Raw genomic sequence first — 11,569 nt, forward strand, 5'->3', positions numbered from 1 at the left:
TCGTCTAGGCTGGGCGCAGAGCGAAGGGGGACCTGATTGATGCGTGCATTGGTTTTCGGCGTGATGATGGGGCTTGCGGTGCCGGTGGCGGCCCAGCCCATGGAGCAGGCAATGCCGGCCTATGGCGGCGGCGAGATATTGTGGGACAGCTACGGCGTGCCGCATGTGTTCGCCAATCGTGAGGCCGGGGCCTTTTATGGCTTCGGCTGGGCGCAGGCGCAGGCGCACGGCAACATCCTGCTCAAGATGTATGGGGAATCGCGCGCGCGCGGGGCGGAATATTGGGGCGCAAGCGGCGAGGCGCTCGATCGCTGGCTGCTCGCCAATGACGTGCCGGCGCGCGCCCAGTCATGGTTTGCTGCACAAACACCGGCGATGCGCGAGAACCTTGAAGCTTTTGCCGCCGGCATCAACGCCTATGCCGCTGCGCATCCCGACGCCATCGCCCCCGAGATGCGCCAGGTCCTTCCCATTTCGGGCGTCGACATCATCGGCCATGCGCACCGGCTGATGAACTTCAACTATGTCGTATCCGAAGGGCGGGTGATGGCTGACCTTTCGCCCGCTGGCGAAGGCGAAGCGCCGAGCGCGCTCGAGCCCGAGGGCAGCGACGGCTCCAATGCCTGGGCGGTGATGCCGAAGCGGACGGCGGCGGGGAAGACGCTGCTGCTGGCCAATCCACATCTGCCCTGGGCGCCCTCGATGCTGACCTATTTCGAGATCCACCTCGAGGCGCCGGGCTACAGCATTTATGGCGGCACGCAGGTCGGGCTGCCGATCATCCGCTTCGCCTTCAACGACAACATGGGCTTTACCCACACGGTCAACAACATGCGCGGCTTCACCCGCTATGAGCTGAAGCTCGACGGCGAGGGCTATCGGTTCGACGGCGCGCTCAGGCCGTTCGAGACGGCGAAGAAAAGCTACAAGGTGCGCCAGCCCGATGGCACGCTGAAGACGGTGCGCTTCACCCAGCGCCGCAGCCTGCATGGCCCGGTGTTCGACATGCCAGGGGCCAAGGGCGCCTTTGCGCTGAAGGTGGCCGGGCTCGACCGTCCGGGGGTGATCCAGCAATATCTCGACATGGCCAAGGCGCAGAATTTCGCGCAGTTCGAAGCCGCGCTGAAGACGCTGCAGGTACCGACCTTCAACATCATCTACGGCGACCGTGACGGCCATATCATGTATCTCGACAATGGCATCCTGCCCAAATACCCCGACAACAAGAGCTATGATCACTGGGCCGGGCTTGTGCCGGGCGACACCTCGGCGACGTTGTGGAGCGAGGTTCACCCTTATGAAGACCTGCCCAAGGTGATCGACCCGCCGGGCGGCTTTGTGCAGAACGCCAATGACGGGCCCTGGGTTTCGACCTGGCCGCGCGTGCTCAACCCGGCTGACTGGCCGGCCTATATTGTCAACCAGTCGACTATGAGCATGCGCGCGCAGATGGCGGTGCGGCTGATGGCGGGCGAAGACAAGATCAGCTGGGATGACTTTCTCAGCCGGAAGGTGACGACGACCTCGCTGATGGCCGAGCGGATGATCCCGCCGCTGCTCGAGGCCGTGGGCGAGACCGATGACCCCGATCTGGTGCAGGCCAAGCTGCTGCTGGCGGGCTGGGACCGCCGCTATGAGGCCGACAGCCGGGCAGCGCTGCTCTTTGAAAGCTGGGCCAAGCGATTGGCCGGACCGAGCCTGACCGGCGAGGGCGGCTTTGCCGAGGGCTGGCGGCTTGAGGATGCGATTGAGACGCCGCGCGGGCTGAAGGATCCGGCTGCGGCCGTGGCGATGCTGAAGCAGGCGGTGGCCGATACGCGCGCGCAGTTCGGCGCGGTTGACCGGCCGCTGGGCGAGGTGTCGCGCTTCAAGCTGGCAGGCGCCAAGCCGGGCGATTTCAGCATCGCCGGGCACGGCGGGCTGGGCAATCTCGGCATCTTCCGGGTGATGACCTGGAGCCCGATGAAGGACGGCGAGCGCCAGCCGCTTCACGGCGAGACCTGGGTGAGCATGGTCGAGTTCGGCACGCCGATGAAGGCGGTGGGTGTGATGAGCTATGGCAACAGCAGCCAGCCGGGATCGAAGCACCGCACCGACCAGCTCGAGCTGGTGCAGAAGAAGCAGTTCCGCACGCTGTGGCGCACGCGCGCCGAAATCGAGCAGAACCTTGAAGAGCGGGTGGCGTTCTGATGCGGATTTTTCTGATCGCAGCGGCGCTGGCCGCCCCGGCCGCCGCGCAGCTGCCCCCGCTCACCCCGGTGCAGGAAGATATGTTCAGCGTGCCGGGCTCGCTGTCCAACGCCTGGGCGGATTTCGACGGTGATGGTGACCTTGATTTCGCCGTGTCGCTGAAGGGCGGGGCGATCCGGCTCTACCGCAATGATGGCGGCAGCTTTGTTGATGTCGGACCGCAAATGGGGCTTCCGGGCGCAGACGGCGGCGAATATCGCGGGCTGAGCTGGACCGATTTCGATCAGGATGGTCAGCTCGACCTCTTCGCCGGCTCCGCGCTGCGCGACCGGCCGAGCCATCTGTTTCGCAGGACCGGCGACCGGTTCGAGGATGTTGCGCCCGCCTTGGGCCTGACGCTCACCGGGCGGTCATCCCGGCAGAACAATTTCATCGACTATGACAATGACGGCGATCTCGACCTGTTCATCACCGACCGGCTGGGCGGCAACAAGCTGTTTCGCAACGATGGCGGCGCCTTTGTGCAGGTGATGGCCGCGGCGCCGATCAGCGCGGCGCGCTCGACCGTGGGCGCCTGCTGGCTCGACTTTGACCGCGACGGTGACCTTGACCTGTTTCTGGCCAACCAGTCGGGCAAGGAGGATTCGCTGTTTCGCAATGACGGCGATGCCTTTGTCGATGTGGCGGCAGAGCTTGGCGTGAACAGCCCGGGCCGGCTGAAGACCGAGGGCGGGGTCGGTTGCGCCATTGGTGACTATGACGGCGATGGTCATCTCGACATCTTCGTGCCGGGCTATGGGCCGAACCGGCTGTGGCGCGGGCTGCCGGGCGGCAGCTTTGAAGACGCGGCGACCAAGGCCGGTGTGGCGGAAGATGCCGAAAACCACGCGGTCGGGCCGGCGTTCGGGGACATGGACAATGACGGCCGGCCCGAGCTTTCGGTGATGTCCTATCACGGGGCGCCGGGGGAGCAGGTGCCGGCCAACCGGCTGTATTACAACGAAGGCAACGGGCGACTGGTCAACCGACTGGTGCCGGGGAGCCCCGCGGACCGCGGCGACCACGGCACGGCGCTGGTCGATTTCGACGGCGACGGCGATCTCGATCTGGCAATCACCAAGGGCTACAATGTCACCGGCGGGCATTTCCTGTTCCGCAACGAGCTTGCAGCGGGGCCGGCGGCGCGCAGCATTCAGGTGATGGTGCTGGATGCCGACGGGCGGGCGACGCAGGCGGGCGCTGAGGTGCGGGTCTATGCGCCGGGTGGTGCCTTGATCGGCAGCGGGCAGGTTTCGACGGGCGGTGGCTACGGTGCGCAGCATGTGATGCCGGTGCATTTCGGGCTGGGCCGCGTGGCGATGGTCGATATCGAGGTCAGCTTCATGAGCGCCGGCGGGCGTGTTGTGCAACGCATGGAAGGGGTGCCGGCGGGGCCGAAGCCAGTGGTGGTGCGCCGCGCGCGCTGACATGAGCGGGCGCCTGCCCGTGCTCGCCCAGCGACGACGCTGGCGCAATGTCACCCTGTTTGCGCTGTATTTCGCACAGGGCGTGCCGGAGGGGCTGCTTTATGTGGCGGTGCCGGCGTGGCTGGCGGCGAACGGGGCGAGTGCAGCCGAGATCGGCAGCTTCATCGGCATCATCCTGCTGCCGTGGAGCTTCAAGCTGGTGAACGGCGTACTGATGGACCGGTTCCAGTTCCCCGCCATGGGGCGACGGCGACCGTGGATCATCGGGGCGCAGCTGGTGCTGGTGTCGGCGCTTGTCGTGCTGAGCCTGCAGGACCCGCAGCCGGGTGCGCTTTTGTGGCTCAGTGTCAGCGGGTTTCTGATCAACATGGCAGCCGCCTTTCAGGATGTGGCGATCGACGGCATGGCTATCGATATTGTGCCTGAAGACGAGCGCGGCCGGGCCAACGGGCTGATGTGGGGGGGCAAGACGCTCGGCATTGCGGGGTCCTCGATCGTCTGCGGGGCGCTGATTGCCGAGCTTGGTTTCGCCGCTGCCGTTCTGGCCCCGGCGGCGACGATCTTCGCCATCCTGCTGCTGCCGCTGTTCTTGCGGGAGCGCGCTGGCGAGCGGCTGCTGCCCTGGAGCGCCGGCATGGCCGATGCCGGCACGCTGCCGGCGCCGGGGCTGTTGACGATCGTGCGGACGCTTTTTGGCGTGATGCTGCGCCCGGTCAATCTGGTGCTGGCGGCGGGCATTTTCGTGGCTTTTGCTGCCTATGGGCTGAAGACGGCGCTGGTTCCGGTGTTTGCGGTGCAGGCGCTGGGGTGGGACCAGCAGGCGTTCACGCGGCTGGCGGGCGCGGCCGATATCGCCGGCGGGCTGTTCGGCATGGTGGCATCGGGGTGGATCGCCGACCGGCTTGGTCACGGCCGGGCGGTTCTCCTGTCGCTGGCGTTGCTGGCGGGCCTGCACGGCAGCATGGCGCTGGCCGCGCCGCTATGGCCGCAGACCTGGGTGTTCAGCGCCTATTTCGTGGCGCATGCGATGCTGTTCGTGCTGCTGTCGGTGTCGGTTTATGCGCGCGCCATGGCGGCCTGTGACCGGCTGGTGGCAGCCACGCAATTTGCCGCCTTCATGGCGATGCTCAATCTCGGCACCTCCTTTGGCGCGCAGCAGCTTGGAGCCATCCAGCGGCTGGGTGGCAGCGCCGGGGTGTTTGGTGCGGCCGCCGCGCTGTGCGTGGCTGCGATGCTGTTGTTCGCGCGGCCAACCCCTCAGGGGTCGCGCCAATCGATCCGGTAGAGATCGAAACGCCGGTCGCGCAGGTTGCGCACCGAGCCTTGCGCCCGCGCCCAGTTGAGATCGGCGAGATTGACGTCGGCGACCGTGACCGTCTCGACATTCTCGCTCGCCTCGGCCGCGATGCCGTCACGCGCGAAGGGAAAGTCGCAAGGCGTCAGGATGCAGGACTGGGCATATTGAATGTCCATATTCTCGACGCCGGGCAGATTGCCGACATTGCCGGACATGACGACATAGCATTGGTTTTCGATGGCGCGCGCCTGGCAGCAATAGCGCACGCGCAGATAGCCCTGCCGGCTGTCGGTGCAGAAGGGCACGAACAGCAGCCGCGCGCCCTGATCGACAAGGCGGCGCGCGACCTCGGGGAATTCGCTGTCATAGCAGATCATCACGCCGATCGGGCCGCAATCGGTGTCGATCGTCTGGATGCCGTCGCCGCCCTTGATGTTCCACCAATAGCGCTCATTGGGCGTCGGGTGAATCTTCTCCTGCGAATGAACCGAGCCATCACGCAGGAAGACATAGGCGACATTGTGGATGTCACCATCGACGCGGGTCGGGTGCGAGCCGCCGATGATGTTGATATTGTAGCTGATCGCCAGCTGCTGAAAGGTCTCGATGATCTGCGGGGTGAAGCTGGTCAGCGCCTCGATCGATTCCTCGGGATCAAGCTTGCGGTCCATCATCGACAGGAGCTGAAGAGTGAACAGCTCGGGAAAGACGACGAAATCGGCGCGGTAATCGGCGGTGACATCGACAAAATATTCGATGTTGGCGGCGAACTCCTCATAGGATTTGACGGCGCGCATCTGCAGCTGGACCGTGGCGATGCGCACGGCTTCGGAATCGGCGCGCATCAGTCGCTTGGGCTGCGGCTCGGGCGCAGCATTGGGGTTTCGCCACACCATCTTGGCGGCAAAGCCGGCGGACTCCTTGTCGGAGCGCAGATAATCCGCGAGCACGCCGACCGGCTCGAAGCCGAGTCGCAGCTGGAACGAGGCCACCGGATCGCGCACCTTGCGCGCCTGGATGGCGTCGAGATAGGCCTGCGGGGTGTCATAGGTCTTGCGGCGCTTGGCATAGCCCGGCAGCCGGCCGCCGAACACGATGCCCTTCAGCTCCAGCTGCTCGCACAGCCGGCGGCGCGCATCATAGAGGCGCTGGCCGATGCGCAGCCGGCGAAAGGCGGGATCGACGCAGACATCCATGCCATAAAGCCAGTCGCCATCGGGATCGTGGCGCGAGCCATAGCCGCCGCCGGTGATCTCGGACCAGCTATGCGGTTCGAAGGCGGTCTTCTCGTCGATGATGAAGGTGGCGCAGTAGCCGACGATGGCGCCGTCATATTCGGCGACGATCTTGCCTTCGGCAAAGGTGCTGATCTGGCCCTGGATCATGCCGAGCGTATAGCCGCCGATGTCGGTGTAGGAGCGGTCGACCAGCGCGAGGATGGCCTTGGCGTCTCGCAGCGTGGCGTTGCGAAGGGTCAGGCGCGGCGCGCTGCCGGCCTGGGTGCTGGAGGTCAAGACTTGGCCTTTCGGGGTTGCTGATTGTCTTGTCACTGTAGCCCGTTTGGAACGTGGCAGGCAAATCAGCGCGCGAACAGGCCGTAAAGCAACGCGCGCTCTTCGGTGCTGGTCGGTGGCGGCGTCTGCATCATCGTGCCGGGCACCAGCGCCTCTGGGTTGGCGAGAAAGGCATCGAGCCTCTCTTCTGTCCAGACCAGCCCGGCCGCGCCTGCCGCCCGCATCGCCGGGCTATAGTCAAAGTCGGGCACGCTCGCGGCGCGGCGGCCGATCACGCCGCCGAGGCTCGGGCCGGGCAGGCCGGTTTCGGCCGGGTCGAGGCTATGGCAGCTGATGCACTTCTGAAAGGCGCGGGCGGGCGCCGCTGCCGGGTCCGCGCTGGCGGCGGCGAGCAGCAGGGCGGCGAGGATCACGGATCGGTCTTGACCAGTACCAGCCGGTCGAGCGCCGATTCGGGCAGCCAGACCTCGCCCTTGCGGCCAAGGATCTGGCGGACATTGGCGCCCGGCGCCGAGCCGGGGATGGTGGCGATGAAGCGCTCGCTGGCCGGATCGAAGGCGAGCGTGGCATTGGCGGACCATTCCGAGACCCAGACGATGTCGCGCTCATCGACATAGACCGCATAAGCACGCGGCTTGTCGCCGGGCAGCTTCCAGCGCGACCAGCTGCCGGTTTCGGGATTGTAGCGCGCCAGATGCCCGGCGTTCCACTCCGAGACCCAGAGCATGCCCTTGCTGTCGGCCCAGACCCGGCGCGCGCCCTGGCCCGGCTCCGGATGCTCGATCATGCGCGCCTCGCCGGTTGCCCGGTCGATCTTGGCGAGGTGGCTGCCGGCGAGCGAGACATAATAGATCTCGCCCTCGGGCGTCGCGTCAATGCCATAGGGGCCGCGGCCCTTGGGGGCGGCCCAGACGGCGATGCTGTCGGCCTTGGGGTCGACCTTGCCGTAAAAGCCCGACTGGCCGGTGAACCAGAGCACGCCGGCCGCATCAAAGGCGGCGGTGTTGAGGTTGGCGTAGCCGGTGTCTTCAGGCAGCACCCAGTTTTTCTGGGTGCGCGTGACCGGGTCCCAGCGGACGATGGCGTTGAGACCGGAATCGGTGATCCAGGCGGCGCCGTCAGGCCCCATGATGACCCCGTGCGGGGCCGAGCCTTCGCCGAGCGGCACCTGCTCGACCTTGCCGGAGGCGGGGTCGAGGATGCCGAGCGCGCCCTGGCCCTGCGCCGTATACCAGACCATGCCGCCCGCACCCGGCGAGACATCATGCGGCTTGGCGCCCTTGGGCAGATCGAAGACGCGGACCGTCTGCGCGGCGGCCGGCACGGCAATGAGAACGGCGGCGAGAAGTGCTGCAACAAGACGGAAGATGGTCATGTCAGGCTCCTTTCCCGGCGGCACCGGAGCGGCTGTGCGAGACGTTGACGCTGGTCGGCTCGCCATTTTCGCCCGGCGTGATGGTGACGAACAGGGTCAGCCCCTTGTCCTTGTTCTGGCCGCCCAGCGACAGACCGCCGGGCGCGCTCATCTCGGTGCTGATCTCGATGCCGGCCTTTTCGAAGGCGGCGCGGTTGAAGGCGATGACATCGGCGGCGGGCGCGTCGACGCTATAGGCGAAGACGCCGCCGCGATTGTCGCCCTCCTGGCTGGTCATGTTCATGATCGGCGTCGCCCCTTCATAGACGGGCACGAAATCGGGCAGGTTCGAGGTGTCGACGAGCCCGGTTGCCCCCTGCGCCGCGATGTCGGCGACGGTGGCGGCGTCGGATGAGGCGCTGTCGGCGACATTGTCATTGCTGCCGCAGCCAGTCAGCAGCAGGGCGAGGACGACGGGCATGTGGCGCATGGCGGGTCTCCGGCGAAGGCTCAGTGGGCGGTCCAGCCGCCGTCGATGACCAGCTCGGAGCCGGTCATGTAGCGGCTGTCCTCGCTGGCGAGAAAGGCGATGCCGGCCGCCACATCTTCGGGCGTGCCGGGGTAGCCGACGGGCGAGGCCAGACCGATCTGCTCGGCGGTCAGCGCGTTGGAGCCATCGATGAGGTCGACGTCGCTGGCGGCGATGCTGTCCCAGATCGGCGTGACGATGATGCCCGGATGTACGCTGTTGACGCGCACGCCGTCACGCGCGGCTGCACATTCCATGGCCACGGCCTTGGTGAACAGCCGGACCGCGCCCTTGGTGGCGCAATAGCCCGACATGGTGGCGGCGCCAGCAAGGCCGGCGACCGAGGAGATGTTGATGATGCTGCCGCCGCTGCGCCCCGCAAAGGGGCCGTCCGTGCGCGGTGTGCGCATGGCGGGCAGCGCATGCTTGGTGCCGAGGAAGACGCCGGTCACGTTGATCCCCATCAGCTTGTTCCAGGTCTCGAGCGTCATGTCGGTGACCGGGCCGCCGACGCCGATGCCGGCATTGTTGACGAGAATGTCGAGCCGCCCGAACAGGCTGACCGTCTGTTCAACGAGTGCGGCCCAGCGCGCCTCGTCCATCACATCCTGCTCGGCAAATTCGGCCCGGCCGCCGGCGCCCGTGATCGCGGCGACGGTGGCCTTGCCGCCCTCCACATCGATATCGGTCACCATCACGGCTGCACCTTCTTCAGCGAGCCGGATCGCGGTGGCGCGGCCGATGCCGCTGGCGGCTCCGGTCACAAAGGCAGTTTGTCCTTGCAGGCGCTGGCTGGTCATCGTCTCTCTCCCCATCGTTCACCAATATTCGCTGCCGGGTGGCCCCTTGAAGGGACCGGCGACATGGCTTGTTATCCAGCCACCATAGAAGCCGCCGGGCTGCGGGACCACCCTCTCACCATCGACGGTGCATTCGCTGAACGGTGCCGGATAAAAGGCGACATGGCCGAGCAGCGCGGCGAAGGGTTCGGTCGGCTTGTCATAGCACCAGGCCGCCAGCGGCAGCCGGTCGCGGCCGATGAACACGTCGAAATAGCGCGCCCGGCCTTTCCATTCGCACATTGAGCGGCGCTGGGCGGGGCGCAGCGCACCGGGCGCGATGCTGTGCACAGGGAAATAATAGGTCGGCGGGTGGCTGGTTTCGAGCGTTTCGAGCCCCTCCCGGGTTTCCGCCAGAAGCTGGCCGTTGTGGATGATCCGCAGGTGTCGGCGGCTTGGCCGCCAGATCGCCGGGCGGGGATAGTCCCAGACGCTCTCCTGCCCCGGCCGGGGCGCATCGGGGAGCGGCCAGCCGGTCATTGGCCCATCAGGCCAAGCACCGCGCCCACGATCGCGGCGATGATCATGATCAGGCTCGGCAGCAAGGTGAGGCCAAAGCCCGGGCCGCGCTTGGCCGGGTCGGCATAATAGCTGCGAGCATAGATGATGCGGCCGATCGACCAGGTGAAGGTGAGGGCGGCTGTCACCATGTCCCCCAGCACATGGGCTGAGAGCAGGACGGCGGGGACAAGCAGGATGAGCTGTTCGAGCGTGTTCATCTGCACCCGGTAGCGCTTGTCGAACTCGGGATGGCCGCTGCTGGCCGGCGCCGGCACATTCCAGGTGAAGCGGGCGCGGCCAACATTGATGGCGATGCCGAAGAAGGTGAGCAGGGCAAGGGCGAGCGCGATGGTGGAGAGCGGATAATCGGCCATGGACCTGTCCTTGCTGAAAACGCCTTGCTGATGACGCGCTCTGGTTTGCCTGCTAGGCGTGGCAAGGGCAAGCGGCTTGAGGGGGATTTGGCAGCAGTGGTTCACAGCGTTTTCGAACTGTTCAAGATCGGCGTCGGGCCGAGCTCGAGCCACACCATGGGGCCGATGACGGCCGCTGCCCGGTTCGTGCGCGCCGAGGCGGAGACCGGGCGGCTGGCGCAGGCGGTGCGGGTGCGCGCCGAGCTTTATGGTTCGCTGGCCTTGACCGGCAAGGGCCATGCCACCGACCGGGCGGTGATGCTGGGGCTGGAAGGCATTGAACCGGCGCTGATCGACCCTGATGCGGCCGATCTGCGGATTGCGCGGATCCGGGAGACCGGGACGCTGGCGCTGGCCGACATCAAGCGCGTGGCCTTCGACGAAGCGCGTGATCTCCTGTTCCTGCAGAAGGAGCGGCTCGACTTTCATTCGAACGGCATGCGCTTTTCGCTGCTCGACGGCGCCGGCGAGACGCTGGCCTCGGCGGTGTTCTTTTCGGTCGGCGGCGGCGCCATCGTTGCCGAGGACGAGATCGCCGGCAATGCGCCGCCCCCTAGCCTTGGCGATGTGCCGCATCCGTTTCGCTCGGGCGCGGACCTCTTGTCGCGCGCGGCGACTGCCGGGCTGACCATCGCCGGGTTGATGCGCGAGAACGAACTGGCCGAGCGCAGCGCCGAGGAGTTGAGCGCGGGGCTGGCGGCGGTGCGCGCGGCGATGTCGGCGTGCATCGACCGCGGCATCAGGCAGGACGGTATCTTGCCCGGTGGCCTGCGCGTGCGGCGCCGGGCGCCGGGCATTCATGCCCAGCTGCTGGCCCGCGCCGAGCGCGCCCATTCCGATCCGCTCGGCGTCATCGACTGGCTCAATCTCTGGGCGCTGGCCGTGAACGAGGAGAATGCCGCGGGCGGCAAGGTGGTGACGGCACCCACCAACGGCGCGGCGGGCATCGTGCCGGCGGTGCTGCGCTATTATGAGCGCTGCGTGCCGGGGGCTGATGTGGCCGGCGAGGAGGCGTTCCTGCTGACGGCTGCGGCCGTTGGCAGCCTGTTCAAGAGCAATGCCTCGATTTCGGGGGCCGAGGTCGGCTGCCAGGGCGAAGTCGGCGTGGCCTGCGCCATGGCGGCGGCGGGGCTGACGGCGGCGCTCGGCGGCACCAACATGCAGATCGAGAATGCCGCCGAAATCGGCATGGAGCATAATCTGGGGCTGACCTGCGATCCCGTCGGCGGGCTGGTGCAGGTGCCCTGCATCGAGCGCAATGCGGTCGGCGCGGTCAAGGCCATCGAGGCCTCGCGTCTGGCGCTGCTGGGCGACGGGGTGCACCGGGTCAGCCTTGATGAAGTGATCGAGACGATGCGGCGCACGGGCGCCGACATGAACGACAAATACAAGGAAACCGCGCAGGGGGGTCTTGCGGTCAACGTCGTCGAGTGTTGATATCGAAGCGCTTTCCTGTCGGCTGAGAC

General features: G+C 66.8%; 11 protein-coding genes. 4 read left to right on the top strand and 7 right to left on the bottom strand.

The window, feature by feature from the left end:
• Positions 1-39: 39 nt before the first annotated feature.
• The 3 genes from ACMVO5_RS11735 to ACMVO5_RS11745 are packed head-to-tail and all read left to right on the top strand — an operon-like array spanning position 40 to position 4,941.
• Entirely contained in the window at positions 40-2,190 is a 2,151-nt protein-coding gene (locus tag ACMVO5_RS11735; RefSeq protein WP_416907680.1) for a penicillin acylase family protein, read from the top strand.
• Positions 2,190-3,656 (top strand): CRTAC1 family protein, encoded by a 1,467-nt coding sequence (locus tag ACMVO5_RS11740; protein ID WP_416907681.1) that lies wholly within the window; start codon positions 2,190-2,192, stop codon positions 3,654-3,656. Before ACMVO5_RS11735 ends, ACMVO5_RS11740 begins: the two co-directional genes overlap by 1 nt.
• 1 nt (position 3,657) lies before the next feature.
• Positions 3,658-4,941 (top strand): MFS transporter, encoded by a 1,284-nt coding sequence (locus ACMVO5_RS11745; protein ID WP_416907682.1) that lies wholly within the window; start codon positions 3,658-3,660, stop codon positions 4,939-4,941.
• Here ACMVO5_RS11745 and ACMVO5_RS11750 read toward each other — a convergent pair.
• From ACMVO5_RS11750 to ACMVO5_RS11780, 7 genes are all read right to left on the bottom strand, one after another.
• On the bottom strand, positions 4,914-6,467 hold the full coding sequence (locus tag ACMVO5_RS11750) for a GNAT family N-acetyltransferase (protein ID WP_416907683.1): 1,554 nt from the start codon (positions 6,465-6,467) through the stop codon (positions 4,914-4,916). The genes ACMVO5_RS11745 and ACMVO5_RS11750 overlap by 28 nt on opposite strands.
• 65 nt (positions 6,468-6,532) lie before the next feature.
• A complete protein-coding gene (locus tag ACMVO5_RS11755; protein ID WP_416907684.1) occupies positions 6,533-6,880 on the bottom strand; it encodes a c-type cytochrome in 348 nt (115 codons plus the stop codon).
• Positions 6,877-7,842 (bottom strand): lyase, encoded by a 966-nt coding sequence (locus ACMVO5_RS11760; RefSeq protein ID WP_416907685.1) that lies wholly within the window; start codon positions 7,840-7,842, stop codon positions 6,877-6,879. Before ACMVO5_RS11760 ends, ACMVO5_RS11755 begins: the two co-directional genes overlap by 4 nt.
• 1 nt (position 7,843) lies before the next feature.
• The gene (locus ACMVO5_RS11765; RefSeq protein WP_416907686.1) at positions 7,844-8,311 is read right to left on the bottom strand and encodes a hypothetical protein; all 468 of its coding nucleotides are present in this window, start codon (positions 8,309-8,311) and stop codon (positions 7,844-7,846) included.
• Between the two features lie 20 nt (positions 8,312-8,331).
• Entirely contained in the window at positions 8,332-9,150 is an 819-nt protein-coding gene (locus ACMVO5_RS11770) for an SDR family NAD(P)-dependent oxidoreductase (RefSeq protein WP_416907687.1), read from the bottom strand.
• Positions 9,151-9,168: 18 nt separating this feature from the next.
• Positions 9,169-9,669 (bottom strand): DUF427 domain-containing protein, encoded by a 501-nt coding sequence (locus ACMVO5_RS11775; RefSeq protein WP_416907688.1) that lies wholly within the window; start codon positions 9,667-9,669, stop codon positions 9,169-9,171.
• Positions 9,666-10,064, bottom strand: coding sequence for an MAPEG family protein (locus ACMVO5_RS11780; protein ID WP_416907689.1), 399 nt, complete (start codon positions 10,062-10,064; stop codon positions 9,666-9,668). The genes ACMVO5_RS11775 and ACMVO5_RS11780 overlap by 4 nt, the downstream gene beginning before the upstream one ends.
• A gap of 96 nt (positions 10,065-10,160) precedes the next feature.
• On the opposite strand from ACMVO5_RS11780, the gene ACMVO5_RS11785 reads away from it, so the two are divergent.
• The gene (locus ACMVO5_RS11785; RefSeq protein ID WP_416909372.1) at positions 10,161-11,540 is read left to right on the top strand and encodes an L-serine ammonia-lyase; all 1,380 of its coding nucleotides are present in this window, start codon (positions 10,161-10,163) and stop codon (positions 11,538-11,540) included.
• Positions 11,541-11,569 lie beyond the last annotated feature (29 nt).

This window comes from Polymorphobacter sp. (genome assembly GCF_048007885.1).
Classification (GTDB): Bacteria; Pseudomonadota; Alphaproteobacteria; order Sphingomonadales; family Sphingomonadaceae; genus Sandarakinorhabdus.

What these genes read in the sequence shown, in the direction of transcription:
- ACMVO5_RS11735 (WP_416907680.1), top strand. Translation starts at nt 40, where the DNA reads ATGCGTGCATTGGTTTTCGGCGTGATGATGGGGCTTGCGGTGCCGGTG.
- ACMVO5_RS11770 (WP_416907687.1), bottom strand. Translation starts at nt 9,150, where the DNA reads ATGACCAGCCAGCGCCTGCAAGGACAAACTGCCTTTGTGACCGGAGCC.
- ACMVO5_RS11765 (WP_416907686.1), bottom strand. Translation starts at nt 8,311, where the DNA reads ATGCGCCACATGCCCGTCGTCCTCGCCCTGCTGCTGACTGGCTGCGGC.
- ACMVO5_RS11740 (WP_416907681.1), top strand. Translation starts at nt 2,190, where the DNA reads ATGCGGATTTTTCTGATCGCAGCGGCGCTGGCCGCCCCGGCCGCCGCG.
- ACMVO5_RS11760 (WP_416907685.1), bottom strand. Translation starts at nt 7,842, where the DNA reads ATGACCATCTTCCGTCTTGTTGCAGCACTTCTCGCCGCCGTTCTCATT.
- ACMVO5_RS11745 (WP_416907682.1), top strand. Translation starts at nt 3,658, where the DNA reads ATGAGCGGGCGCCTGCCCGTGCTCGCCCAGCGACGACGCTGGCGCAAT.
- ACMVO5_RS11775 (WP_416907688.1), bottom strand. Translation starts at nt 9,669, where the DNA reads ATGACCGGCTGGCCGCTCCCCGATGCGCCCCGGCCGGGGCAGGAGAGC.
- ACMVO5_RS11780 (WP_416907689.1), bottom strand. Translation starts at nt 10,064, where the DNA reads ATGGCCGATTATCCGCTCTCCACCATCGCGCTCGCCCTTGCCCTGCTC.